Annotated in this window: 24 protein-coding genes; 14 read left to right on the top strand and 10 right to left on the bottom strand. The window is 63.9% G+C overall.

From position 1 onward, the window contains the following. Positions 1-27 precede the first annotated feature (27 nt). The gene (locus FJ414_RS02035) at positions 28-423 is read right to left on the bottom strand and encodes a cupin domain-containing protein (RefSeq protein WP_140640762.1); all 396 of its coding nucleotides are present in this window, start codon (positions 421-423) and stop codon (positions 28-30) included. Positions 424-834: 411 nt separating this feature from the next. Between FJ414_RS02035 and FJ414_RS02040 the strand changes: the two genes are divergently transcribed. The 3 genes from FJ414_RS02040 to FJ414_RS02050 all read left to right on the top strand — a co-directional run bounded on the left by FJ414_RS02040 (position 835) and on the right by FJ414_RS02050 (position 5,812). Continuing rightward, positions 835-2,364, top strand: a complete 1,530-nt coding sequence (locus tag FJ414_RS02040; RefSeq protein WP_140640764.1) for a bifunctional diguanylate cyclase/phosphodiesterase — start codon at positions 835-837, stop codon at positions 2,362-2,364. Between the two features lie 222 nt (positions 2,365-2,586). Beyond that, positions 2,587-4,635: an elongation factor G gene (locus FJ414_RS02045; protein ID WP_140640766.1), complete on the top strand. Its 2,049-nt coding sequence runs from the start codon at positions 2,587-2,589 to the stop codon at positions 4,633-4,635. Between the two features lie 676 nt (positions 4,636-5,311). Next, positions 5,312-5,812, top strand: coding sequence for an isoprenylcysteine carboxylmethyltransferase family protein (locus FJ414_RS02050; protein WP_140640768.1), 501 nt, complete (start codon positions 5,312-5,314; stop codon positions 5,810-5,812). Between the two features lie 18 nt (positions 5,813-5,830). Here the strand turns inward: FJ414_RS02050 and FJ414_RS02055 are convergent, their stop codons facing one another. Continuing rightward, positions 5,831-6,727, bottom strand: a complete 897-nt coding sequence (locus FJ414_RS02055) for a LysR family transcriptional regulator (RefSeq protein WP_140640770.1) — start codon at positions 6,725-6,727, stop codon at positions 5,831-5,833. Between the two features lie 72 nt (positions 6,728-6,799). Then, entirely contained in the window at positions 6,800-7,774 is a 975-nt protein-coding gene (trxB, locus tag FJ414_RS02060; RefSeq protein ID WP_140541479.1) for a thioredoxin-disulfide reductase, read from the bottom strand. A 276-nt stretch (positions 7,775-8,050) separates the two neighbouring features. Between trxB and FJ414_RS02065 the strand changes: the two genes are divergently transcribed. Beyond that, positions 8,051-8,527 carry an Lrp/AsnC family transcriptional regulator gene (locus tag FJ414_RS02065; RefSeq protein ID WP_140640772.1) on the top strand — a complete coding sequence of 159 codons (477 nt, stop codon included), beginning with the start codon at positions 8,051-8,053 and terminating at the stop codon, positions 8,525-8,527. A 68-nt stretch (positions 8,528-8,595) separates the two neighbouring features. Here the strand turns inward: FJ414_RS02065 and FJ414_RS02070 are convergent, their stop codons facing one another. From FJ414_RS02070 to FJ414_RS02085, 4 genes are all read right to left on the bottom strand, one after another. Continuing rightward, positions 8,596-9,228, bottom strand: coding sequence for an HAD family hydrolase (locus FJ414_RS02070; protein ID WP_140640774.1), 633 nt, complete (start codon positions 9,226-9,228; stop codon positions 8,596-8,598). Next, complete coding sequence (locus FJ414_RS02075) at positions 9,221-9,793, bottom strand: SIS domain-containing protein (protein WP_140640776.1); 573 nt, start codon at positions 9,791-9,793, stop codon at positions 9,221-9,223. Before FJ414_RS02075 ends, FJ414_RS02070 begins: the two co-directional genes overlap by 8 nt. 7 nt (positions 9,794-9,800) lie before the next feature. Further along, positions 9,801-11,285: a D-glycero-beta-D-manno-heptose-7-phosphate kinase gene (gene rfaE1 / locus FJ414_RS02080; protein ID WP_140640778.1), complete on the bottom strand. Its 1,485-nt coding sequence runs from the start codon at positions 11,283-11,285 to the stop codon at positions 9,801-9,803. Between the two features lie 153 nt (positions 11,286-11,438). Next, a complete protein-coding gene (locus tag FJ414_RS02085) occupies positions 11,439-12,071 on the bottom strand; it encodes a LysE family translocator (RefSeq protein ID WP_140640780.1) in 633 nt (210 codons plus the stop codon). A 153-nt stretch (positions 12,072-12,224) separates the two neighbouring features. Between FJ414_RS02085 and rfaD the strand changes: the two genes are divergently transcribed. From rfaD to waaC, 3 genes are read left to right on the top strand one after another with little or no spacing between them, the layout of a single operon-like run. Next, positions 12,225-13,175 carry an ADP-glyceromanno-heptose 6-epimerase gene (rfaD, locus tag FJ414_RS02090; protein ID WP_140640782.1) on the top strand — a complete coding sequence of 317 codons (951 nt, stop codon included), beginning with the start codon at positions 12,225-12,227 and terminating at the stop codon, positions 13,173-13,175. After that, complete coding sequence (gene waaF, locus FJ414_RS02095; protein ID WP_140640784.1) at positions 13,148-14,155, top strand: lipopolysaccharide heptosyltransferase II; 1,008 nt, start codon at positions 13,148-13,150, stop codon at positions 14,153-14,155. The genes rfaD and waaF overlap by 28 nt, the downstream gene beginning before the upstream one ends. After that, positions 14,152-15,126, top strand: coding sequence for a lipopolysaccharide heptosyltransferase I (gene waaC, locus FJ414_RS02100; RefSeq protein ID WP_140640786.1), 975 nt, complete (start codon positions 14,152-14,154; stop codon positions 15,124-15,126). Before waaF ends, waaC begins: the two co-directional genes overlap by 4 nt. A gap of 4 nt (positions 15,127-15,130) precedes the next feature. Here waaC and greA read toward each other — a convergent pair whose 3' ends face one another. Next, positions 15,131-15,604 carry a transcription elongation factor GreA gene (gene greA / locus FJ414_RS02105; RefSeq protein WP_027168132.1) on the bottom strand — a complete coding sequence of 158 codons (474 nt, stop codon included), beginning with the start codon at positions 15,602-15,604 and terminating at the stop codon, positions 15,131-15,133. A 264-nt stretch (positions 15,605-15,868) separates the two neighbouring features. Continuing rightward, positions 15,869-16,405, bottom strand: a complete 537-nt coding sequence (locus tag FJ414_RS02110; RefSeq protein ID WP_140640788.1) for a tetratricopeptide repeat protein — start codon at positions 16,403-16,405, stop codon at positions 15,869-15,871. Between the two features lie 178 nt (positions 16,406-16,583). Here FJ414_RS02110 and FJ414_RS02115 point away from each other — a divergent pair, with 178 nt between their 5' ends. The 3 genes from FJ414_RS02115 (at position 16,584) to FJ414_RS02125 (ending at position 19,099) form a co-directional block, all read left to right on the top strand. Further along, on the top strand, positions 16,584-17,009 hold the full coding sequence (locus tag FJ414_RS02115; RefSeq protein ID WP_140640790.1) for a DUF3775 domain-containing protein: 426 nt from the start codon (positions 16,584-16,586) through the stop codon (positions 17,007-17,009). Positions 17,010-17,129: 120 nt separating this feature from the next. Beyond that, positions 17,130-18,131, top strand: a complete 1,002-nt coding sequence (locus FJ414_RS02120; protein ID WP_246672272.1) for an extensin family protein — start codon at positions 17,130-17,132, stop codon at positions 18,129-18,131. 158 nt (positions 18,132-18,289) lie between these two features. After that, on the top strand, positions 18,290-19,099 hold the full coding sequence (locus tag FJ414_RS02125) for an extensin family protein (RefSeq protein WP_140640870.1): 810 nt from the start codon (positions 18,290-18,292) through the stop codon (positions 19,097-19,099). A 1-nt stretch (position 19,100) separates the two neighbouring features. Here the strand turns inward: FJ414_RS02125 and FJ414_RS02130 are convergent, their stop codons facing one another. Beyond that, positions 19,101-19,784 (bottom strand): gamma-glutamylcyclotransferase, encoded by a 684-nt coding sequence (locus FJ414_RS02130; protein WP_181181493.1) that lies wholly within the window; start codon positions 19,782-19,784, stop codon positions 19,101-19,103. Between the two features lie 137 nt (positions 19,785-19,921). Here FJ414_RS02130 and FJ414_RS02135 point away from each other — a divergent pair, with 137 nt between their 5' ends. The 4 genes from FJ414_RS02135 to FJ414_RS02150 all read left to right on the top strand — a co-directional run. Further along, a complete protein-coding gene (locus FJ414_RS02135) occupies positions 19,922-20,629 on the top strand; it encodes an LssY C-terminal domain-containing protein (RefSeq protein WP_140640796.1) in 708 nt (235 codons plus the stop codon). 172 nt (positions 20,630-20,801) lie between these two features. Then, a complete protein-coding gene (locus FJ414_RS02140; RefSeq protein WP_140640798.1) occupies positions 20,802-22,112 on the top strand; it encodes a hemolysin family protein in 1,311 nt (436 codons plus the stop codon). A 122-nt stretch (positions 22,113-22,234) separates the two neighbouring features. Then, positions 22,235-23,530: a glucoamylase family protein gene (locus tag FJ414_RS02145; RefSeq protein WP_140640800.1), complete on the top strand. Its 1,296-nt coding sequence runs from the start codon at positions 22,235-22,237 to the stop codon at positions 23,528-23,530. A gap of 283 nt (positions 23,531-23,813) precedes the next feature. Beyond that, a partial coding sequence (locus FJ414_RS02150; protein ID WP_140640802.1) for a transposase occupies positions 23,814-24,154 on the top strand: 341 nt, incomplete at its 3' end.

Raw genomic sequence — 24,154 nt, forward strand, 5'->3', positions numbered from 1 at the left:
TCGGCTTCAGCCGGGTTTTTTGTTGCCTCAGCTACCATATTGCTCCGGCGTGACCGCTTCCAGCCAGTCGGCATGGACGCCGTCCAGCGCCTCCTGCATGGCGATATGGGTCATGGCGGTTTTCGCCCCGGCACCGTGCCAGTGCTTTTCGCCCGGCGCGAAGGAAATGACATCCCCGGCCCTGATCTCCTGCACAGGACCGCCCCAAGTCTGGGCAAGCCCGGCGCCGGAGGTGACATAGAGCGTCTGTCCGAGCGGGTGCGTGTGCCAATGCGTGCGCGCGCCGGGCTCGAAGCTGACCAGCGTCGCCCTGAGCCTTGCCGGCGCCTCCTTCTCGACGATTGGCGTCTGCAACACCCGCCCGGTAAAGTATTTGTCCGGCGCGATGACTGTCGGCACTGAGCCGCACGCAATGATCTTCATCGTCCAATCCTTCTCGAATAATGCTTCGCTGGAGCAATTCCAGGAAAAGTGTGAGCGGTTAAGTTCGGCGCCTTCGCCGTAACCTTCCGTCCGGAATTGCGTAAAAACAAAGAGATGGAGCGTTTCGCCGTTTCCGCGAGACGGTGAACCGCTCCAGCCTCGTCTTGCGAAGCAGTTTCACCCCGATGCGCTGTTGACGCAACCGGCCTTTTTCAGCCGCCTGACGACCGCGTCGAGGCCCCGCGATAGAGGCTCGTTAGCCGGTCAACAAACTGTCATAAATCGTTGCTTTTTAACCATAAAACGCCACCGCTCAATCCGGCGCTGATTAATGCCGCGGAACGGTCGCCGAACTCAGTGTTTGTTAACGGCTGAAGCCCTAGCCATGTCGCGTGCTGTGGGGGCGCGGACATGAGTATCTTGGCGACAATCAAGGATCACAGCGGCCGTATCTATCGCGGCATCCAGGCTTTGCTCGTGATGAGCATCGCCGCCACCTGGCTTGCGGCTTTCGCGCTGACGGAGAACGCCTCCCGCGCAGGCGCGCTGGTGGTATCGGTGGCATCGACCTTAATGGCGCTTCTGGTGTTGATGTATATGCGCGCGAGCGTCGTCCAGCGCCTGCAATCGGCGGCGGATGCCGAGGCCGAGAAGCATCGCTTTCTCACCGTCGATGCCATGACCGGGGCCATGACCCGGCGCTATTTCATCGAAGCGCTGGGCGACTGGTTGGGTGGCTTGCGCAACCGTCGCCAGGCAAGCCTGCTTTTGATCGACCTCGATCATTTCAAGCAGCTCAACGACACGTTCGGCCATCAGTTCGGCGATCTGGCGCTGGCGCACCTGGTCGCGGAAGCCCAGCGCATCTTCGAGGACGGCGTCATCGGCCGGCTCGGCGGCGACGAGTTCGGCATCATGGTTCCGCATGGCGACGTCGCCATTATCAACAAGGACGCACGCCGGCTGCTGGACGCGATGCGTGCCGGCAAGAGGCATGAAGGCAAGATCATTCCCCTGTCGATCTCGGTGGGCGTCGCGCTCGCGCCGTTGCATGCTTCGAACGGCGCTGAATTGATGCTGCTGGCCGATCTCGCGCTCTACGAAAGCAAGGCCGCCGGTCGCGGCCGCATCACCGTTTTCGATGAGGAGATGCTGTCGGACAAGCGTTATCGCCGCCTGGTTGAACGCGAACTGCGCGCCGCGGTCTATCTCGGCGAGCTGGAGCTGCACTATCAGCCGATCGTCAATCCCGACGGCTCGGTCGACGCGCTGGAAGGCTTGATCCGCTGGCGTCACCCGGTGCGCGGTTTGATCTCGCCGGCGGAATTCATCCCGTTCGCCGAGCGCTCGACGCTGATCGACATGATCGGCGAGTGGGTCTTCAAGCGCGCCTGTGCCGATGTCGGGCATTTTCCCGGACGGCGTATCTCGATCAACGTCTCGGGCGAGCAGTTGAAGCGCGACGAGATCGTGACGATGTGCAACCGGATCCTGCGCGAAACCGGCCGGTCCGCATCGCAGTTCATCATCGAGATCACCGAGACGGTGGCGACGGCCGCGACGCCCGAGGTTCTGAGGCGCCTGGAGGCGCTGCGCGGCCTCGGCTTCCACATTGCGCTGGACGACTTCGGCACCGGCCATTGCGGCTTCAACTATCTGAAGTCGCTGCCCATCGACAGCGTCAAGATCGACCGCTCCTACATCCGCAGCCTCGCCCATGACCAGGTGGCGCAGATCTTCGTTTCCGCACTTGCCCAGATCGCCCGCATCCAGGACATTGCCATCGTCGCGGAAGGCGTCGAAACCGCGGAGGAATTCGCCCTCGCCAGGACCGCCGGCTGCAGCCGTTTCCAGGGCTATTTCTTTGGCAAGCCCGCGCCGCGCGACAAGGCAAGCGCGTTGTGTGCAGCCGCCCGCGAACCGCTCGCCCTCACAGCCTGACATAGGAAATGGTGGCCTGACGACTCCAAGCCGGCGAACATCCTATTTTTCTTGCCCTCCCGGCGAACCCGTGTGACGATGGCTTTGGGAAGGGGTGGATAAACCCCGCCCGCGACGGCCGAACAGGCCGGCCGCCGCTCTGCACAGGGTGCGATCGGACGCAAAACCGGTTTTCACTTTTGCTGGTCGCTCTCTTGGGAAACGCCTGAGTGGAGGTCAGCCATGGGTACTCGCGCCGGAGGACGACGCACGGGACCGAAATGCATCGCCATAATCGGTCCCTTCGCAAGCGGTAAGACGACACTTCTCGAAGCCATACTCGCCCGCACGGGCGCCATTCCCCGCCAGTCACCAGTTTCGTCGGGCAACACTGTTTCCGATCATTCGCCCGAGGCCCGCGCTCACGCCATGAGCGTCGAGGCGACCTTCGCCACCACCGATTTCATGGGCGAGCAGATCACCTTCGTCGACTGCCCCGGCTCCATCGAATTCGCCTTCGAAGCCGAACCCGTGCTTGCCGCTTGCGACCTCGCTGTCGTCGTCGCCGAGGCCGACGAGAAGAAGATCCCGGCGCTCCAGCTCATCATGCGCAAGCTCGACGATCTCGCCATTCCGCGCATCCTGTTCCTCAACAAGGTCGATAAGGCGATCACGGGCGTGCGCGACACGCTGAAGATGCTGCAGCCGGCAAGTTCTGTGCCGCTGCTGCTGCGCCAGATTCCGGTGCGCAAGGACGGCGTCGTCATCGGCTCGATCGATCTGGCGCTGGAACGCGCCTACATCTACCGCGAATATGCCGAGAGCCAGGTCGCCGACATCGCGAACGACGACAAGGCGCGCGAGCTGGAGGCGCGGTTCTCCATGCTGGAGACGCTCGCCGACCATGACGATCACCTGATGGAGCAGTTGCTGGAGGAGATCGAGCCGCCGAAGGATGCGATCTTCGATGATCTCTCGGCCGACCTGCGCGCCGGCGCGGTAACGCCGGTGCTGATCGGCACGGCCGAGAAGGGCAATGGCGTGCTGCGCCTGTTGAAGGCCATTCGCCACGACGCGCCCGATGTCGAGGCAACCAGGAAGCGCCTTGGCGCGCCGGACGGCCACACGGTGGTGCAGGTGATGAAGACCATCCACACCGCGCATGGCGGCAAGCTTTCGGTGTCGCGCGTGCTTTCCGGCCAATTGGCCGACGCGGCCGAGCTCTTCCTTTCCAACGGCGACACGGCGAAGGTTTCCGGCATCTACAAGATGCTCGGCAAGGACCAGACGAAGCTGACATCCGCCAAGGCGGGCGACACGGTCGCGCTCGGCAAGCTCGACGACGTCAAGACCGGCCAGACGCTGAGTTCGGCCAAGGGCGGCATCCGGCCATTGGTCACGCTGGAACCACCGCAGCCTGTCTTCGCCTTCGCGCTTCGCCCCAAGGAACGCAAGGACGAGGTCAAGATGTCGGCGGCGATCCAGCGGCTTGCCGAGGAGGATCCATCGCTCAGCCTGCGCCACAACCAGGATTCCGCCGAAACCGTCCTGTCGGGCCACGGCGAAATGCATCTGCGCGTGGTGCGCGAGCGCCTCGAGGGCAAGAACCAGATCCCGATCGAGGGTCATGCCCCGGCGGTGCCTTACCGGGAGACGATCCGCAAAGGAGCGCAGCAGCGCGGCCGCCACAAGAAGCAGTCCGGCGGCCACGGCCAGTTCGGCGACGTGGTGATCGAGATCAAGCCGCTGCCGCGCGGGTCCGGCTTCCAGTTCTCCGACACCATCACCGGTGGCGTGGTGCCGAAAACCTACATTCAGTCGGTGGAGACCGGCATCCGCGACTATCTGAAGACAGGCCCGCTCGGCTTCCCGGTTGTCGACGTCGCCGTCAACCTGTCGGACGGCTCCTACCATGCCGTGGACTCCTCCGACATGGCCTTCCAGATGGCGGCGAAGCTCGCGATGAAGGAAGGCATGACCGCCTGTTCGCCGGTCCTGCTGGAGCCGGTGATGAAGGTCGAGATCGTCACGCCTTCGGACGCGACCTCGAAGATCATCGCGCTGATCCCGCAGCGGCGCGGTCAGATCCTCGGCTATGATGCAAGGCCCGACTGGCCCGGCTGGGACGTCGTCGAGGCGACCATGCCGCAGGCCGAGATCGGTGACCTGATCATCGAGCTGCGCTCGGCGACCGCCGGCGTCGCCAGCTACAAGGCCGCTTTCGACCACATGGCCGAGCTCACCGGCCGGCTCGCCGACGAGGCGATGAACGCCAACGGCAAAGCCGCCTGAGCAGGTCGCAGACTTCTGTTGAAGACATGAGAACGGCGTCCGGATGATCCGGACGCCGTTCCTATTGCGGACCGTTTTCCTGGGAGGCAACGGCTGGTCCGCCGCATCCGGAAAAATGGTTCGGACGCGGTGCTTGCCTGAGCCCGGTCTTCCGAGTGATGCCCCCATCTCCCGAACCGACCAACCGCGTCCTATCCTCTACTTAAACCATAGAGTTCGTCCGCGACATGTTACCCGATGTTACATGTCACTGTTACGTGGTGGATCCAGTCGTTTTTTTCCCGGCTCGAAGGCACGCGGGCAACAAAAAAGCCGGATCAATAAAGATCCGGCTGAGTTGATTGGAAGTGCCGATTAGGGCTAACCTCCAGAGGGGAACACTCGAGGGCGCTAATGGGAGGAGAACGCGCCCTGGAGATGACACTATATATGTGCTCATCATGCCCAAGAAACAAGCATCTATTTTGCAACACACGCATGCAAAAAGACGCAGGCTGTGGTCCAACCTATTCCTGGAACCCATAGGACCAGAAAAATCGCCGATTCCGGTGCGTTTCCGGCCCTAAAGCGACTGCTTAAATGCAAAATCGAGCTGATTTTGCCCGGAAATATGCGAATCGGCGAAATGATGTCGATTTCGGCAAGCCGAGTTTGTTTTTACGGCAGGAGACCGACGATGCGAACTTTTTCGGCAATCGCCGGCAGCGCGCTGTTCCTTGTCGTTGCGCCCGGCGTCGTCGCCGGCCTGGCGCCATGGCTCTTGACCGACCACTATCGCAAACCTCTGTCGGCCCTGCCGGGCTTCGTGTCTGCGGGCTCGCTTCTCGTGGTCGGAGCCGCCGCCATCCTGCTTCATGCCTTTGCCCGTTTTGCCCTCGAGGGCCTGGGCACGCCCGCTCCCGTGGCGCCGACCGAGAAACTGGTCGTCGGCGGCATCTACCGCCATGTGCGCAACCCAATGTACGTGGCTGTGCTGGCGATCATCCTTGGCCAGGCGCTGATCTTTTCGAGCTGGGCGGTGCTGGTCTACGGCCTGATCGCCGCCGCGGCGATGGTCTCCTTCGTCAATATCTATGAAGAGCCGACGCTCGCCAAACGCTATGGCGCGGAATACGAAACCTACCGCCGCGCCGTCCCCGGCTGGCTGCCACGGCTGACACCGTGGCGCGGGCAGTAGTTTCTCGGCCGGGCGCTTTTAGTAAGACCAGCTACGGGCCTTGGCGATGATGAAATCGCGAAAAACGTGCAGCTTCGCCTGGTTCTTCATCGCGTCGGGATAGGCGAAATAGGTATCGAAGGACGGCACCTCGGTCTCCGGCAGCAACTGCACCAGGTTCGAGTCCTTGTTGATCACATAGTCCGGCAGCATGGCGATGCCGGCGCCGCCCTGCACGGCCCGCTTGATCGACAGGATGTCGTTGATCTGCAGCGTCGGCACCCGCTGCGCGCCCTCGAAATCGCCGACGGTCTCCAGCCAGTTCAGCTCCGACAGATGCGAAGGCACCGGCACGCCGAAGGTGACGATGCGGTGGTTTCTGAGCTCGGCGATCGAGGCCGGCCTGCTGAACTTGGCGATATAGGACGGCGCCGCGTAAAGGTGGAAATGCACCGTGAACAGCCGGCGCTGGATGAGGTCGGGCTGCTGCGGCTGGCGCAGCCGGATCGCGCAATCGGCCTGGCGCATGGTGAGGTCGAGCTCCTCATTGGCGAGGATCAGCTGCAGGCTGATCTCGGGATAGAGCTCGATGAATTCCTGCACCCGTTCGGTCAGCCAGCCGGCGCCCAGGCCCACCGTGGTCGTTACCCTGAGCACGCCCGACGGCCGGTCCTTGGTCTCGGTCAGCCGCGTCTTGATCGTTTCCAGCTTCATCAGCACGTCATGCGCCGTGCGGAACAGCATCTCGCCCTGCTCGGTCAGCACCAGGCCGCGCGCATGGCGGTGGAACAGCGCGACGCCGACATCATGCTCCAGCGCGCTGACCTGCCGCGAAATAGCCGATTGCGACAGATGCAGCGTCTCCGCGGCATGGGTGAACGACCCAGCCTCCGCCGCTGCGTGAAATACGCGTAATTTGTCCCAGTCCAGCGCCATGATTCCCCTCGCGTTGCCTTCGGCGTCTGAATGAAAAATCAGGCTTTTAAACGGCTTCTTTCAGCCGATCTGTCATTCCGCCGCTTCGCGGTGAACCTCGATGCCCGCCAGATATTTTTCCGCCTCGAGCGCCGCCATGCAGCCAAGCCCGGCCGCCGTCACCGCCTGGCGGTACACGTCGTCGGTGACGTCGCCGGCGGCGAAGACGCCGGGCACATCGGTGCGGGTGGAATCGGGCGCCGTCCACAGATAGCCGTTCGGCTTCTGCTTCAGCTTGCCGGCGAAGAGTTCCACCGCCGGCGCGTGGCCGATGGCGACGAACACGCCGTCGACCGGCAGCTTCGATTCCTGGCCGGTCACCACGTTGCGCAGCGTCAGGCCCTCGACCGAGGGCGGCAGCGGCGCCTTGCCCGGCCGTCCGGTGATCTCGTCGACGACCGTGTCCCAGATGACGCGGACATTGTCCTTCTTGAGCAGCCGCTCGCGCAGGATGCGCTCGGCGCGGAAATCGCTGCGCCGGTGGATGACGGTGACGCTCTTGGCGAGGTTCGACAGATAGAGCGCCTCCTCCACCGCGGAATTGCCGCCGCCCACCACCGCGACGTCCTTGCCGCGATAGAAGAAGCCGTCGCAGGTGGCGCAGGCCGAAACGCCGAAGCCCATGAAAGTCTGCTCCGACGGGATGCCCAGCCACTTGGCCTGCGCGCCGGTGGCGATGATCAAGGCGTCCGCCGTGTAGACCGTGCCGGAGTCGCCTGTGGCGCGAAACGGCCGCACATTGAGGTCGACCTCGGTGATGATGTCGTTGATGATGTCGGTGCCGACATGCTCGGCCTGCTTGAGCATCTGCTCCATCAGCCAGGGGCCCTGGATCGGATCGGCGAAGCCGGGATAGTTCTCGACGTCTGTAGTGATCATCAATTGGCCGCCCTGCTGCAGGCCGGCGACCAGCATCGGCTTCAGCATGGCGCGGGCGGCGTAGACCGCCGCCGTGTAGCCGGCCGGGCCGGAACCGATGATAAGAACGGGCGCATGTTTGGTGTTCATGAAAGTCCCCTGCGGCGCGCAGCCGTGGTTTGTCGCGCGTAATGTAAGTGTTGCCCGTGAGACCAGCAAGGCAGGTTGGCTTTCGTCCCCGGAAAGCTTCATCCCCTGCATATCGGGCCATATCGCCGCCCGTCACCGATGCATGTCGTCCAGAGATATGCGCGGCTCTGGGATCACGGCATGCCTCAAAACAGGGAGAAAATCATCGCAAAGCTATGGCCTCCGGCGCGAAACCAAATTACAAAATTGCGAAAGATTCTTGCGCGAAAGCCCTTCATGCCGCTGAAAGCCGATCTCGACGCCATCGACTGGAAGATCCTGCGCGAGTTGCAGGGCGACGGCCGCATGACCAATGTCGAACTGTCCAACCGGGTCGGTATCTCGGCGCCGCCCTGCCTGCGCCGCGTCAGGCGGCTGGAAGAGGCCGGCATCATCCGCGGCTACCGCGCGCTTCTCAACGCCCCGGCACTGGGCATGGATGTCGTCGCCTTCTGCCTGATCGGCCTGCATCATCAGGCCGATGCCGAACTGAAAGCCTTCGCCGAGCGCACGCGCGGCTGGCCGATCGTGCGCGACGCCTGGATGGTGTCGGGCGAATCCGACTTCCTGCTGCATTGCGTGGCAAGCGACCTCGGCACCTTCCAGACCTTCGTCATCGAGGAGCTGGCTTCGGCCCCTAATGTGGACACCGTGCGCACCGCCTTGACCATCCGCCGCGTCAAGGATGAGGGTCTGGTGGCTTTTCCGACTTAATGTGCCGGCTTCCGGAAATTCACCTGCAAAACAAGCGGTTTAGCTCGGGGCTTTGAATCAACCCGCGATCAGAGCGACCGTATCGCGGTAAGCAGCGTCTCGAGGTCATGAGCGCCGCGCAACGGCAAAACCGAGAGCCCGTCCATCGTCGAGCCTTCGCCGTCGACCAGCCAGCCACGCGCAAGGCCGGCGCGCTGGCCGGCTTCCATATCGGCCGGCTTGTCGCCGACGACCAGCGATCGCTTGAGATCGAGGCCGAGCCGCCGGCCCGCCTCCAGCAGCATGCCCGGATTGGGCTTGCGCATCGGATGGTCGGCAACCGCTAGCGGGTCCTTGCCGGCGTCGTGGTAGGCGCAGGCAAGCACCATGTCGACAAACGCGTTTTGTTCAGCCATGAGGCCGAGCACGCGCTCGTTGACCCTGGCGAACGCATCCCAGCCGAAATAGCCGCGTGCGATGCCGGACTGGTTGGTGACGACAACGACCGGAATCCCGCGCCGGTTCGCGGCCTCGATGGCAAGTATGATATCGTCGCGCAGCACTACATCGGCCGGATTGTCGGGATAGCCGGTATCGACATTGATGGTGCCGTCACGGTCGAGAAACAGTGCCGGTCGGTCGGCCGCAAAGACCTTGCTACCAATCCGCTCCACCCATAGGCCGGGCTCGACGAGCGGAAAGGCGGCCTCGCCCTCAGCCATCGCTCAGGCGCGCTTCGACCGCCTCGCACAGATGATGATAGAGGCACAAATGCCCCTGCTGGATGATCGGCGTCGAGGTCGACGGCACGTTGAGCAGGATGTCGGTCAGCGGTCTGAGCTTGCCGCCGGTCTCGCCGGTCAGGCTGATCACCGTCATGCCCATCGCCCTCGCCTGCTCGGCCGCGGCAAGGATGCTCGGTGAATTGCCGCTGGTCGAGATGGCCAGCAGCACCGCGCCTTTCGAACCATGCGCCTCGACCTGGCGCGAGAACACGGTGTCGAAACCGTAGTCGTTGCCCCACGCAGTCAGCACTGCGGCATTGGCCGGCAGCGCGATGACATTATAGGCCTTGCGCTCCTTCAGGAAGCGGCCGACCAGCTCGCCGGCGATGTGGATGGCGTCGCTCGCCGAGCCGCCATTGCCGCAGATCAGCAGCGCCTTGCCTTGCGACAGAGCTTCGACGACGGCCGTGACGGCACGCTCCATCTCCTGGGTGAGGTCACGCTCGACCATCGCCGAGATCGCCGCCGCCGAGCGGGCCAAATAGTCGTTCAATTCAGACATGAGATCCTCAGTTTGTGGCACGCAGCTTGCCGATCGTGTTCGTCGTGCTCTTGCCGGCGACGAGATCGACCAGCACCACGCGCCCGCCCGCCTTCTGCACCACATCGGCGCCGACCACGGTCTCGACCGTGTAATCCGCGCCTTTGACCAGGATGTCCGGCAGAAGCGCCTCGATCAGCTTCAGCGGCGTGTCTTCCTCGAAGACGACGACGGCATCGACCGACGCGAGCGCGGCCAGCACGCAGGCGCGATCATGCTGGTTGTTGACCGGGCGCCCCGGCCCTTTCAGCCGGTGCACCGAGGCGTCGCTGTTGAGGCCGAGCACCAGCCGGTCGCACTGGCTGCGCGCGGCATGCAGCAGGCTGACATGGCCGGCATGCAGGATATCGAAACAGCCATTGGTGAAGCCGACGGTCAGTCCCTCTTCCTTCCAGGCGGCGACCATCCTGGCTGCGGCGTTGAAATCGAGGATGGCATCCTGGTGACCGGTCGGCCCATGTGAGCGGAACAGCGCGCCGGACAGTTCCTCGACGTTCAGCCGCGCCGTGCCGCGTTTTCCCACCACGACACCGCCGGCCGCATTTGCAATGACGGCGGCATGCACCCGGTCGGCGCCGGCGGCGAGCGACAGCGCGAAGCTCGCGATGACCGTGTCGCCGGCACCGGAAACGTCGAACACTTCGCGCGCCTGGGTGGAGATGTGGCGGGCATCCTCGGCGGAGACCACGCTCATCCCCTTCTCGCTGCGCGTGGCGACGATGAACTCGAAGTCATGCGCGGCGATCAGATCGCGCGCAGCGGCTACGATCTCGTCGTCGCCGAACACCTTGCGCCCGACCGCCTCGCCAAGCTCCTTGCGGTTCGGCGTCACTGCCGTAGCACCTGCATAGCGCGCGTAATCGCGCCCCTTCGGATCGACCAGCACCGGCTTGCCGGCATCGCGGCAGATCGCGATCAGCTCGCCGGCGACGCCGTCGAGCAGGATGCCCTTGCCGTAATCGGAGAGGATGACGATGTCGGCACGGCCAAGCGCGGCCTGGAAGTGATCGATAAGCTTCGCCCGCTCGGCGGAAGTGAGCGGTTTGATCTCTTCCTCGTCGAAACGCAGCACCTGCTGGTTGAGCGCGCTGAAGCGGCTTTTCGACGAGGTCATGCGGTCCTGGCGCTGCAGGAGCCCATCGGTGTCGACGCCGATCTCGTCCAGCATGCGCATCAGATTGTTACCCGCCTGGTCGGCGCCGATCACCGAAACGGGGATGGCGGCAGCACCCAGCGAAACGATGTTGGATACGACATTGCCGGCGCCGCCCATGTTCAGCGACTCGCCTTTGCCATGCAGCACGGGGATGGGAGCCTCCGGCGAGATGCGCTCGATCACGCCGCTGACGAAGCGGTCGAGGATGAAATCGCCCACCACCAGCACGGTGACGTCGCCGAACCGGGCGATGGTGCGATGCAAAGGTTCCGGAGAAGGCGGATTGTGCTTGATCATCTCACTCGAGGTCTGCCTGAAGACGGCCGGACTTGATTAGGTTTCAGCGCCGGAATTGTGGCGTGGGCTGCTCAAGGCGATGCCGATATACCGCAATTCGGGCGAGCGCAACGGCAGGCCCGACGCGGACCCAAGCCGGAGACGGCTGCGCAATCAGCTCCTCTGAAGGGCGACATGGACGCCGAGGCCGACCAGCACGGCGCCACCCGCACGCTGCATCAGCCGCTGCGCGCGTCCTGAACGCCGCAGCCGCGCAATCATCGCGCCGGCCAGGAACACGCAAGCGATGTCGGCCGAGGAAAACATCAGATTGACGATGGTTCCCAGCACCACGAACTGCAGCCAGACCGGCAACGCCGCCGAAGCGTCGATGAACTGCGGCAGGAACGCCATGAAGAAGATCGCCGTCTTGGGATTGAGCACCTCGACGGTGATGCTCTCAAAAAAGGCCCGGCGGGCCGATTTCCGCTCGATCGCGGGCAGCGCCGTCTCGCCATCCGCGCGCTTGCGGAAGAGACAAACGCCGAGCCAGATCAGATAGAGCGCGCCGATGAGCTTGACCGCCATGTAGAGCGGCGGCACGGCATGGAACAGCACGGACAGGCCAGCGGCGGCCGCGAAGACATGGAAATAGCCGCCGAGATGGATGCCCAGCGCCGCCGTCAGCCCGGACCAGCGCCCGCGCGCCATGGTCTGCGCCGCCGCATAAAGCATGGCGGGGCCGGGTATATAGGCGAAGATCGCCGTGGTGGCGAAGAACGCGATGAGCAGTTCGGTCGACGGCATTCTTGGTCCCTCATGGTACTGCGGGTAGCGAATGCCTACTGAAGCGGGAGCTTTGCGGCTTCACTGTGATGCACCGGAGCGCCTGCTTTATCGACACTCCCGTCCACCTCCCCTATAAGGGCCGGAATCGGCAACGGAGCAAGGCTGAAAAGCATGATCATTGTCACGGGCGGCGCCGGCATGATCGGCTCCAACATCGTCGCCGCTCTCAACGCCGAGGGGCATGACGACATCGTCGTCGTCGACGACCTCACCGACGGCCACAAGATCGCCAACCTCGCCGACCTGCGCATCGCCGACTATCTCGACAAGGACGATTTTCTCGCCCGGATCGAGGACGGCGCGCTCGGCCGCATCGAGGCCGTCTTCCATCAAGGCGCCTGCTCGACCACCACCGAATGGAACGGCAAGTTCATGATGGAGGTGAACTACGCCTATTCCAAGCGCCTGCTGCATGCCTGCCTCGGACTGCGTGTCCCGTTCCTCTATGCCTCCTCGGCGTCGGTCTATGGCGGCGGCTCAGAATTTCGCGAAGAGCCGGAGTGCGAGCGCCCGCTCAACGTCTATGCCTATTCGAAGAAGCTGTTCGACGACTATGTCCGCCGTAACGTCTTCGACACCGATCATTCGCAGGTGGCGGGCCTGCGCTATTTCAACGTCTATGGACCGCGCGAGGCGCATAAGGGCGCCATGGCTTCGGTCGCTTTCCATCTGTTCAACCAGGTCGAACGCGGCGAAAACCCGAAGCTGTTCGGCGCTTATGGCGATTTCGGCCCCGGCGAGCAGAGCCGCGACTTCATCCATGTCGGCGACGTCGCGGAGGTCAATCTGTGGCTGTGGAAACGCGGCACGAGCGGCATCTTCAATTGCGGCACCGGCCGCGCCCAGCCGTTCCGCGCCATCGCCGAGACGGTCATCGACACGCTGGGCAAGGGCGAGATCGAATTCATCCCCTTCCCTGACCATCTCAAGGGCAGCTACCAGAGTTTCACACAGGCTGATATGTCCCGCTTGCGCGCGGCCGGCTACAATGGCCAATTCCGTACAGTCGAAACCGGCGTCAGGGACTATGTCGAATGGCTGAAGGCCCAACGATCCTCGTGATCGGCCCACGCTGGGTGGGCGACATGGTCATGGCGCAGTGCCTGTTTGCGGCGCTGAAGGAAAGGCATCCGCACGCCGCCATCGACGTGCTGGCGCCGGCCTGGGCGGCACCACTGGTCAAGCGCATGCCCGAGATACGCAGCCAGATCGACTTTCCGCTGATGCCGGGAGCGCTCGAATTCCGCAGCCGCCGGCGCTTCGGCCGCCTGCTGCGCGGCCGCTACGACATGGCCTATGTGCTGCCGGGGAGCTGGAAATCGGCGCTGATCCCGTTCTTTGCCCGCATCCCGCATCGTGTCGGCAATTTGCGCGAGATGCGCTATGGCCTGCTGACCGATGTCGTGCCGCTGCCCGAAGCGCTGAAACGGCGCACGGCGCGCGCCTATTTCGGCCTCGCGCGCGGCGGCACCTTTCGCGCGCCGAGGCTTACCGTCGACGAGGCCAACCAGGCGGATTTGCTGGCGCGCTTCGGGCTGGCGGGCGAGAAATTCGTGGCGCTCATGCCCGGCGCCGAGTTCGGCCCGGCAAAACGCTGGCCGAGCGATCATTATGCCGGGCTTGCCCGGGACATGATGGCCAGGGGACTGGGCGTCGTCCTGCTCGGCTCGAAGAATGATGCCGATGTGACCGGTGAGATCGCAGCACTTGCCCCGGGCGCCGTCGACCTTGCCGGCAAGACGCGGCTGGAGGACGCCATCGACCTGATCGCCGCGGCGAAGCTTGCGGTGTCGAACGACAGCGGACTGATGCATGTCGCGGCCGCCGTCGGCACCCCGATCGTGGCCGTTTACGGTTCGACCTCGCCGCAAAACACGCCGCCGCTCGGCGACCGCTCCGAACTGATCTGGCTGCATCTGTCCTGCTCGCCCTGCCACAAGAAGGTCTGCCCGCTCGGCCATCTCAACTGCCTGAAGACGCTCGATGTCGCCCGCGTTACAGCCGCGGCCGACCGCTTGCTCGAGGTTCCGGCAGCCGCATGAAAGTGCTGATCGTCAAGACATCGTCGATGGGCGATGTCATTCACACCTTTCCCGCCGTCGAGGACGCGGTGCGCAACCGCCCCGACATAAATTTCGACTGGTGCGTGGAGGAGGCGTTTGCCGGGATCGTTGCGCTGCACCCAGCCATTGGAGTGATCCACAAGGTGGCGGTCCGGCGCTGGCGCAAGCGGCTTCTCGACGGCACCACATGGCGCGAGATGGCCGGACTGCGCAAAGCGCTGCGCGCCTCCCGCTACGATCTCGTCATCGACGCCCAAGGCTTGTTGAAGTCGGCCCTGGTCGCCATACAGGCCGGCGCGCCGATTGCCGGCTTCGATCGGGCGAGCGCCCGCGAGCCATCGGCGACGCTGTTTTATCAGCGCAAATATGCCGTGCCGCGCGACCTGCATGCCATAGAGCGCACCAGGCGGCTGTTCGGGCTGGCGCTTGGCTATCAGCCTGACCTGTCGACGCTCGACTCCGGCATCGTGCCGCCGGCGGGCAATCCGGCCGGCATTGAAGGCAGAACCGCCCTCCTGCTGCACGGCACCAGCCGCGAGGACAAGAAATGGCCGGTCGAGGATTGGATCGAAACCGCGCACCAGCTGGCCGACCGGCAGTTCACGCCGGTGGTCACTTGGTCGAACGAGGCGGAAAAGAAAGTGGCGGAAGCCGTTGCCGGTGCCGTGCCAGGGACGGTGCTGGTTGCCAAATCGCCGCTCGCGGACGTCGCCGCGCTCCTCGGCCGCTCGACGCTAGTCATCGGCGCCGACACTGGCCTCACCCACCTCGCCAGCGCCTTCGGCCTGCCGACGGTCGCCATCTTCCTGGCGACGGAACCGGGTCTCACCGGCCCGCGCGGGAAGTTTGCGTCGACCTTGATGGCGCCGGCCAGCGGCAAGATCACGGCGGCTGAGGTGATAGCGGAAGCGGAACGGCTGCTGGCGCTCCGATCGAAGGCGCCAGCCTGAGCTGCTAGATAAACTGCACCTGGACGATCTCGTAGCCTCTGGCGCCACCCGGAGCATTGACCTCGATGGCGTCGCCGACTTCCTTGCCGATGAGCGCCCGCGCGATCGGCGAGGAGATCGAGATGCGGCCGGACTTCACGTCCGCTTCCTGGTCGCCGACGATCTGGTAGGTCTTCTTTTCCTCGGTGTCCTCGTCGACGAGCACGACGGTCGCGCCGAACTTCACCTTGTCGCCGGAAAGCTTGGAGACGTCGATGACCTCGGCCCGCGCGATCAGATCCTCGAGCTCGTTGATGCGGCCCTCATTGTGGCTCTGCGACTCCTTCGCCGCGTGATATTCGGCATTTTCCGACAGGTCGCCATGCGAGCGCGCTTCGGAGATCGCCTCGATGATACGGGGACGTTCCTCCTGCTGACGCCAGCGAAGTTCTTCCTTCAATGACGCGAACCCCTCGCCTGTCATCGGGACCTTGATCATATGCCTGACCTTTCCTGCCGCCACCCCCGCTTTTCGGGAGCAACCTTGTCAAATGGGTACAAAAAGAAAACGGTCCGGCAGCCTCGGGCTAACGGAACCGTTTCACCACAATTTCCCTGAATATAGCGATCTTCGCGCGATTTTCACGCCCAAAAATTGAAGTTCGGCAAAATGATCACCGCTTTCGCGGGCCCGCGGCTGACGGCGAGCAACAAAAACCGGCTGTGAGCAATCACAGCCGGTTCGAGAGACGTCGGGCCCTGCTCAGCTCCTCAGGAAATGATCGATCTGCTCGGACAGCATGCCGTATTCGCGCGAGCCCTTGCCGGTCCGCTTTTCGATTTCCTGGAGCTGCTGCTGGGCGCCGGCGAGATCGCCGATCTGCAGATGCGCTTCGCCGAGATATTCGCGCACCAGCGTGTAGTTCGGGTCGATGCGAAGCGCTTCCTCGTAATAGCCAAGGCCGACCGTGACGCGGCCGGAATGGCGATGCGAATAGCCGAGATAATTGAGGATGCGCGGATCCTGCTTGTTGGCGGCGAGCGTCAGCACCGAGATCGCCTCGTCATAGCGCCCGGCCATCGCCAGATCGTGGCCGGCCTCATAGATGCTGTCATCATCCAGCATGCCATATTGCGGCACGACGCACTTCTTCTTTTTCTTGTCCCAAACCTCGCCCTTCTTGCAGGTGGTGGTCGTCTGGCCACCGCTGCTGCCGCCTTCACCAGCTGCAAAAGCCGGCGCAACGAACAGCGGCAGCGCCGCAATAGCCATGACCTGAACAAGCAAACGTCTGCGCATCGAAGCCTCCATGAGCGTGACAATGCCAGATTAACGCCGCCTTGGCGCGGTTTCATCCCGAAATGCGGGTAGCTGCCGAACTATTTTGGACGGCCGGACAGAAGCCGTTACCGCCGGACGTGACGCGCGCTTTAATTCCGCTATCATCGGGGCCAAGCGCATCACGTGGAGAAGGATCGTGCAGCAGCGCCTCGAGAAGGAGTGGGACCTTTCGATCGATCCGGACACGGTGCGCCTGTTCATCCTCAAGGCCAAGGCGCTGAGCGCCGCCGTAAACGAGGACTATGACGACGGCGCCGAGCACGAGATCGAGTTCGACGGCGACACCCATGCCAGCCATCACCATGACGGCCTTGTCGAGGAAGCCTCGGAAGACCTCACCGAGGAGGAATTCCGCGAGCTGATCAACGATCTCAATATCGACGAAGCGGCCGAACTGATCGCGCTCGCCTGGGTCGGACGCGGCGACTATGACGCATCCGAATGGGCGGACGCGGTGGCCGCGGCTAGGGAGCGTCCCAGGAAGCGCACGGCCAAGTATCTGCTCGGCCTGCCGATGCTTGCCGACTGGCTGGAGGAAGGCCTTGAAGCCATCGGCGCGTAACGCGCCGGTAACCGATTGTGATCGGCAAGGCGGGTCGCGCAGGCAACTTCGCGACGCGACCGCCGTTTCCGGGCGATGGCAACGCTGAGCCTTTCACGATTTTGCAGACTGGCGCTGCCTGTGGCGGCTGCGATCCTGCTGGTTACGCCGGCCGCCGCCAAGCATCATCATCGGCATAAGAGGCACCTGCCGCCGGCCGGCCAAAGCGCCGCTCCGGCGCCGCAAACGCCTGCGGCGACACCGGTTCCGGGGTCGCGTCCGCGGGATATGGAGAACGGCGCCGATAGGTCCGGGCGAGACAAAAGCCGCCTCGACAGCAATGACGACTTTCTCAACCAGGACAAGTCGCATCCGAAATGGGATGCCCGCCCGCCACGTTCGAAGGGCGCTCAATCCGGGCCGCGGACGCAATCCGAACCGCAGACGCCGGATGTCGTACCCACGCCCCCGCAGAAGCCCACCGAACTGGAGCCCGAGCCGCCGGAAACTGGGCCGCAACCATCGGAAAAACCCGAACCGCCGGGCGAGGAAAAGATGCCTCCCGATCCGCGTTCCGCCGAGATGCCGGCCGACAAGATGCCGGCGGAGGAAACCGCATGCCGGGAAAGGCTGAAGGCGCTTGGCATCGAATTCGAGGAGCACAAGGCCGAGCACGACGCGGAAATCGGCTGCTCGATTCCCTATCCGATAATTTTGAAAACGCTTGGCAAATCCATCGGTATCAGTCCCGGCACCGAGCTCAACTGCCAGATGGCGGAGGCGGCCGCGCGCTTCATGGCCGATGTGGTCCAACCCACGGCGAAGGCCGAACTCGGGGCCGACCTGAAGTCGATCAACCAGACTTCGGCCTTTGTCTGCCGGCCGCGCCACGGCACGCGCAAACTGTCGGAACACGCCTTCGGCAACGCGCTCGACATCGCCAGCTTCACCTTGTCGGACGGGAGGACGATCGAGGTCGGGCCGGCGCCGCCGGAGAAGGACGCGAAGTTCCTCAACGCGGTGCGCAAGGCTGCCTGCGGGCCGTTCAAGACGGTGCTCGGACCGGGCGCCGACGCCGACCATGCGCTGCATTTCCACCTCGACCTGGAACCGCGCCGCCACGGCGGCACTTTTTGCCAGTAAGCGCGATATCGAAAGTCTCTGGTCACGTCCGGCAAGAACAGCGCCGCAATTCCGCCCCATGCGTGAATGGGGCCGCTGATCTTTCCTTTACTCTTGGCGATTAATCTTGTGCCATTCGGGGACAAGGACGCCTTTCAATGGCTCGAAGACTTGGCGCCATGCTTGGCTTGGCGCTACGGAACAAGCGTGTGCGCGTCACGATCGCAGGGCTGGCCGCGGGCGTTGCCATCGCGACCATATCGGCCTGTACGACGGGCGACGTCTTTGCGCTGCAGCCGGCCGTCGATGTCGGCAGCCAGACGGCAGCCGTGCCGCAGCCCGACGCGCCGCAATATTCCGGAATGCAGCGCCTCGTTCCGTCCAATCCCTACATGACCGAGGCCGCCTATCCGCGCATGGACGAGCCGATGTCGCCCGGCGAGCAGTTGCCGGCCAGCGAGATCGACTGCCGCAACGAGTTGAAGCGGATGGGCGTCGTCTATCAGGACATCCAGCCGATCCATGAAGGCCAGTGCGGCATCGATTTCCCGGTAAAAGTTTCGGCCATCGGCAGCGTCGCCATGAAGCCGGCCGCAACGCTGACCTGCAACATGGCCGCCACCTTTGCCGCCTGGACGAAGAACGAGCTGCAGCCGGCCGCCCGCTGGCGCTATTTCTCCGGCGTCAAGGCGATCCACCAGGGCTCCAGCTATTCCTGCCGCAACATCGCCGGCGAAGGCGTCCTGTCCGAGCACGGCAAGGGCAACGCCCTCGACGTCATGAGCATCGAGCTCAACAATGGCGATGACATCGATGTCCGCAAGCCCGGCCTGTTCGCCTTCCGCACGCGCGGCTTCCTCAACAATGTGCGCGCCGACGGTTGCGAGTATTTCACCACGGTGCTCGGCCCCGGCTACAATTACGACCACCGCAACCACTTCCATTTCGACATCAAGAACCGCAAAAGCGGCTACCGCGCCTGCCGCTAGATCAGCCTGGGGCTTCGGTGGCGGCGATGATCTGCCGGGCGACCAGATCCTGGATACGCCAAAGGTTTCTGTCGCGAATCCCGCTTTCCTCCAGTTTGGCGACCGTTCGGAAAAGATATTGCGCCGAGGAGCCCCAATGCCCGGCGGCGCGCGCCAGCGTGTGCGCAACCTGCTCCAGCGCCAGCTTGCCGGCATAGGCCCTTCCTTGGGGTGCGGCGACAAAGGCCAGGGCACGCAACGGTCCGTCCTTGGTCCGGAGCTTGATCCAGCAGGGCACATTGGTCGGCGGGTTCGCGTCTATTTCGCGACGAAGCAGTTGGACGATTTGCCCAAAATGGTCCTCCGGCGGCAGCCGGTAGGCGATGCCGTTGCAACTGCCTCCCCGGTCGAGCGCCAGCATCAGCGCTGGCAACTCACGCGTTCCGCGCCAACGTGTCAGCGTCAGGCAGAATGAGCGATGCCACCCTGGCGCGATGGCTGGACGCTGCTCTTCATAGATGAACTCCGGATTCCAGATCAGCGAGCCATAGGCAAAGACCCAGAGCGTCTCAGGCCGATATTGCGCAAGCAGCTGTTCGGCCAGATCGTCAAATTCGGCATCGCTGTGTTCGTCAGTTCCGGGCTCGGGACCGGGATCGGGCTCCATGCGCTCGACCCTCGCGACAAGCTCCGCGGTCAGCGCCATTTTCCCGTGGCTTGTCTTTGTCCGCCCCATTCGCACCCCCCTTTAGCGATAAATAATGATAAATGGTCTCCAGATCGCTGGCCATTGATTTCCCATGATTGTAGCGCAACAGATACCATACGGGTCGGGCGGCATTCATGAGCCAACGAAGCTTAAGACGGCGGGCGGCGATCTGGCTGGTGGCGTTTTGTGCCTTCTATTTGGCGCTCGCCTATCTCGCCGCGCCGGAATTCTGGACCTGGAGGGAGCGCGGCTTCCGCACGCGGCCCTTCGAGATGGTGACGCACACGCCGCAAGGCATTCCCGGCGACCCGATCAATGTCGGCCTGGTCGGCACCGAGAAGGAAGTCGTCCACGCCTTCGCCGTCGCCGGCTGGGATACGGCCGATGCCGTGACGCTGCGGACCGCGATCGACATCGGCGAAAGCGTCTTGTTTTCCCGCCCCTACCCCGATGCGCCGATGAGCCGCCTTTTGTTCGAGGGCCGTGCCCAGGACCTCGCCTTCGAAAAGCCGATCGGAGGCAGCGCCGACCGGCGCCACCACGTCCGCTTCTGGCAGACGGATACGGTCGGCGACGACGGCCGTCCGCTCTGGCTGGGCGCCGCGAGCTTCGATCGCGGCGTCGGCCTCAGCCACGATACGGGCGCCGTCACCCACCATATCGGCCCCGACATCGACGCCGAGCGCGACTTCCTGATCGGCGACCTGAAGGCCGCCGATCTGCTGGCATCCACCAGCGAGATACCGGGGATCGGCGCCACCAAGGCCGGACGCAACGGCGGCGGCGATCCCTATTTCACCGACGGCATGGCCGTGATCGGCGTGCTGAAGACGCCGCAATGACGGCGCGCCCGCCATGCGCGCGCTGACGCCGAAGGTGCGCGTCGTCATCGACGCGCTTGTCGGGCATTTCTCGGCGCCGATCTGGGATGCGGCTTGAACAGCGCGCCTGTCATGTTCCAAAAATACCGACAAGCTATTTTCGAATGCACTGCAGCAATGCTATTGACCGCCCATGCTTTATGTTGAAATCGCCGTCGTTGCCGTCCTCATCTGCGTGAACGGCCTTCTGGCAATGTCGGAGCTTGCCATCGTCTCGTCGCGGCCCGCCCGCCTCAAGGCGATGATCGACCGCAACGTCAAGGGCGCCGGCCGCGCGCTGGCGCTGGGCTCGAACCCCGGCAAATTCCTGTCCTCGGTGCAGATCGGCATCACGCTCGTCGGCGTTCTTTCGGGCGCGTTCTCGGGCGCGACCCTCGGCGAAAGGCTGGCGCAGTATCTGGCCACGACCGGCATCCGCGAAAACATCGCCGACCCTGTCGGCGTCGGCATCGTCGTCGCAATCATCACCTATGCCTCGCTGATCGTCGGCGAGCTTGTGCCGAAGCAGATCGCGCTGCGCGATCCCGAGCGCGTCGCCGTCCGCGCGGCGCCCGCAATGACCATCATTGCCACCATCTCGGCGCCGGTCGTCTTCCTGCTCGACATTTCCGGCCGCGCCGTTCTGTGGCTGCTCGGCCAGGCCGGCGAGGCGGAAGAGAAGGTCACCGACGAGGAGATCAAGATGCTGGTCGCCGAGGCCGAGCATCACGGCACCATCGAATCCGACGAGCGCCGCATGATCGCCGGCGTCATGCGCCTCGGCGACCGCGCCGTGCGCGCCGTCATGACGCCGCGCACCGAGGTCGACTGGCTGAACCTGCAGTCCGACGAGACCGCCGTCAAAAAGCTTCTGATGGATACCCAGCACTCGCGCCTGCCCGTCGGCGACGGCAATGTCGACGCCATGGTCGGCGTCATCCAGACGCGCGACGTGCTGGCCGCCCTTCTCGCCGGCAGGGTGCTGGATCCGCGCCAGCATGTGCGCGCCGCCCCCATCGTGCATGACCAGGCCGACGCGCTCGACGTGCTGCAGAAGCTTAGGGAATCGGACGTGCCGATGGCGCTCGTTCATGACGAATACGGCCATTTCGAAGGCATCGTCACGCCGGCCGACATCCTCGAAGCCATCACCGGCGTGTTCCGCTCCGACCTCGAGGCGGGCGAGGAAGAGAACGCCGTCAAGCGCGATGACGGCTCGTGGCTGCTGGCCGGCTACATGCAGGCCGACGAGATGGCTGAGGTGCTGGGCATCGACCTGCCCGAAAACCGCGACTACGAAACCGTCGCCGGCTATGTGCTGTCACATCTCCACCATCTGCCGACGACCGGCGAGTGCGTCGACGCGCAAGGCTGGCGCTTCGAGGTGGTCGACCTCGACGGCCGCCGCATCGACAAGCTGATCGTCACCCGCCTGCCCGGCGGCCATCGCCCGGTGGCGCGCTGAGTGGCCGGAAAGTTCGATCGGGCGTCGGGGCGGTTGGCGCGGCAGCCAAGCTTCGCTTCCTCACTTAGGATTGACCCGTCAGAAAGCTTTGAAGCGCTGCGAAAGCGTCTATATCGGCAACCATGGATGCATCGAGCGAACACGCGCTGAACGACGAGCTTCTTTCAGACATCCAACGTCTGTCCTTCGACTATTTTCTGAAGGAGGCCAATCCGGTCAACGGCCTGGTCGCCGACCGCAACACCGCGGCATCGCCCGCCAGCATAGCCGCCGTCGGCCTCGCTTTGTCGTCCTATCCTGTCGGAGTCGAGCGCGGTTTCATGACACGCGCCGCCGCTGTCGAGCGGACGCTCGCCACGCTCCGCTTCTTCTGGAATGCGCCGCATGGGCCGGAGCCCGACGCCACCGGCTACAAGGGCTTCTATTATCATTTCCTCGACATGCGGACCGGACGCCGCGTCTGGAACTGCGAATTGTCCACCATCGATACCGCGCTTCTGCTTGCCGGTATCCTGACGGCCGGCGCCTATTTCGACGCCGACGACGAATTCGAACTGGAGATCCGCCGGCTCGCCGATGCGCTCTACCGCCGCACCGACTGGCGCTGGGCCCAGAATGGCGGCGCCACCGTCACCCATGGCTGGCGGCCCGAAAAAGGCTTCCTGCGTTACCGCTGGGAAGGCTATGACGAGGCGCTGATCCTCTACATGCTGGGCCTCGGCTCGCCGACTTTCCCATTGTCGCCCGAGAGCTACGCCGCCTGGCTGCCGAGCTATAGATGGAAGACGATCTATGGCCGGGACCTTGTCTATGCCGGTCCGCTCTTCATCCATCAGTTCTCGCATATCTGGATCGATTTTCGCGGCATTCGCGATGTCTTCATGCGCAATGTCGGCAGCGACTATTTCGAGAACAGCCGGCAGGCGACCTTTCTCCAGCGCGACTATGCCATCCGCAATCCCAAGGGCTTCACTGGCTACGGGGAGAATTGCTGGGGCCTCACGGCCAGCGACGGCCCGGGCCCGCAACAGAACCAGGCCGGTGGACGTCGCTTCTTCAACTACCTGGCGCGCGGCGCGCCTTTCGGTCCCGATGACGGCACGCTGTCGCCATGGGCGGCGATCGCCTCCTTGCCGTTTGCGCCGGAGATCGTGCTGCCGGCGCTGCGCTACTTCCACGAAATCGACCTGCACGACGGCAATCCCTACGGCTTCACCGCGAGCTTCAATCCAACGATCGCCGCCATTGAAGGCCGGCCTTGCGGCTGGGTGTCGCCGGACCATCTCGGCATCAATCAGGGGCCGATAGTGTTGATGATCGAAAATTACAGGTCCGATTTCCTGTGGCGGCTGATGCGAAGCGTGCCGGCAATTGCCACGGGCCTGCGACGGGCCGGATTTTCGGGCGGCTGGCTGTAAGGGTGAGCCTACTGTTCGTATCGCAGGGCAGCGTCCGCACCGGCCTCCGCCGGTTGCGCTCAATGGGCATCCGGCGGCGGCGCCTTCGGCGTCACGTTGCGCAGGAACGGCACCAGCGCCGTGGCGATGACGAAAGCCACCATGATGACCAGGAACGCATCGGCATAGGCCATCGTCGAGGCCTCGCGACTTCCGCAAACCAAAAAAAAGGGCGGCGCAAGCGCCGCCCTCAGACTGCTGACAAACCTCTGGCATTTGCCGGGGGTTTTTGATTCACTGGGTCATGTTGAAGCGACCCGCCCCTGAACAGACTGCGCTCGAGATGGTGACGTTGGATCAGCTGGTTCCGGCTGACCACCTGTTGCGCAAGATTGATCGCGCGATCGACTTTTCCTTCATCCACGATCTAACAGCGCCGCTCTACTGCGCCGACAATGGCCGACCGCCGCTCGATCCGACCTTGATGTTCAAGGCGCTGTTCCTCGGCTACCTGTTCGGCGTGCGCTCGGAGCGGCAGTTGGTTCGCGAGATCGAGGTCAATGTCGCTTACCGCTGGTTCCTGCGGCTGAAGCTGACGGACAAGGTGTTCGACGCCTCGACGCTGTCTCAGAACCGTCGGCGTCG

The sequence above is a fragment of the Mesorhizobium sp. B3-1-6 genome, assembly GCF_006439555.1.
Taxonomy (GTDB): Bacteria; Pseudomonadota; Alphaproteobacteria; order Rhizobiales; family Rhizobiaceae; genus Mesorhizobium.

What these genes read in the sequence shown, in the direction of transcription:
- FJ414_RS02035 (WP_140640762.1), bottom strand. Translation starts at nt 423, where the DNA reads ATGAAGATCATTGCGTGCGGCTCAGTGCCGACAGTCATCGCGCCGGAC.
- FJ414_RS02040 (WP_140640764.1), top strand. Translation starts at nt 835, where the DNA reads ATGAGTATCTTGGCGACAATCAAGGATCACAGCGGCCGTATCTATCGC.
- FJ414_RS02045 (WP_140640766.1), top strand. Translation starts at nt 2,587, where the DNA reads ATGGGTACTCGCGCCGGAGGACGACGCACGGGACCGAAATGCATCGCC.
- FJ414_RS02050 (WP_140640768.1), top strand. Translation starts at nt 5,312, where the DNA reads ATGCGAACTTTTTCGGCAATCGCCGGCAGCGCGCTGTTCCTTGTCGTT.
- FJ414_RS02055 (WP_140640770.1), bottom strand. Translation starts at nt 6,727, where the DNA reads ATGGCGCTGGACTGGGACAAATTACGCGTATTTCACGCAGCGGCGGAG.
- trxB (WP_140541479.1), bottom strand. Translation starts at nt 7,774, where the DNA reads ATGAACACCAAACATGCGCCCGTTCTTATCATCGGTTCCGGCCCGGCC.
- FJ414_RS02065 (WP_140640772.1), top strand. Translation starts at nt 8,051, where the DNA reads ATGCCGCTGAAAGCCGATCTCGACGCCATCGACTGGAAGATCCTGCGC.
- FJ414_RS02070 (WP_140640774.1), bottom strand. Translation starts at nt 9,228, where the DNA reads ATGGCTGAGGGCGAGGCCGCCTTTCCGCTCGTCGAGCCCGGCCTATGG.
- FJ414_RS02075 (WP_140640776.1), bottom strand. Translation starts at nt 9,793, where the DNA reads ATGTCTGAATTGAACGACTATTTGGCCCGCTCGGCGGCGGCGATCTCG.
- rfaE1 (WP_140640778.1), bottom strand. Translation starts at nt 11,285, where the DNA reads ATGATCAAGCACAATCCGCCTTCTCCGGAACCTTTGCATCGCACCATC.
- FJ414_RS02085 (WP_140640780.1), bottom strand. Translation starts at nt 12,071, where the DNA reads ATGCCGTCGACCGAACTGCTCATCGCGTTCTTCGCCACCACGGCGATC.
- rfaD (WP_140640782.1), top strand. Translation starts at nt 12,225, where the DNA reads ATGATCATTGTCACGGGCGGCGCCGGCATGATCGGCTCCAACATCGTC.
- waaF (WP_140640784.1), top strand. Translation starts at nt 13,148, where the DNA reads ATGGCTGAAGGCCCAACGATCCTCGTGATCGGCCCACGCTGGGTGGGC.
- waaC (WP_140640786.1), top strand. Translation starts at nt 14,152, where the DNA reads ATGAAAGTGCTGATCGTCAAGACATCGTCGATGGGCGATGTCATTCAC.
- greA (WP_027168132.1), bottom strand. Translation starts at nt 15,604, where the DNA reads ATGATCAAGGTCCCGATGACAGGCGAGGGGTTCGCGTCATTGAAGGAA.
- FJ414_RS02110 (WP_140640788.1), bottom strand. Translation starts at nt 16,405, where the DNA reads ATGCGCAGACGTTTGCTTGTTCAGGTCATGGCTATTGCGGCGCTGCCG.
- FJ414_RS02125 (WP_140640870.1), top strand. Translation starts at nt 18,290, where the DNA reads ATGCTTGGCTTGGCGCTACGGAACAAGCGTGTGCGCGTCACGATCGCA.
- FJ414_RS02130 (WP_181181493.1), bottom strand. Translation starts at nt 19,784, where the DNA reads ATGGCGCTGACCGCGGAGCTTGTCGCGAGGGTCGAGCGCATGGAGCCC.
- FJ414_RS02135 (WP_140640796.1), top strand. Translation starts at nt 19,922, where the DNA reads ATGAGCCAACGAAGCTTAAGACGGCGGGCGGCGATCTGGCTGGTGGCG.
- FJ414_RS02140 (WP_140640798.1), top strand. Translation starts at nt 20,802, where the DNA reads ATGCTTTATGTTGAAATCGCCGTCGTTGCCGTCCTCATCTGCGTGAAC.
- FJ414_RS02145 (WP_140640800.1), top strand. Translation starts at nt 22,235, where the DNA reads ATGGATGCATCGAGCGAACACGCGCTGAACGACGAGCTTCTTTCAGAC.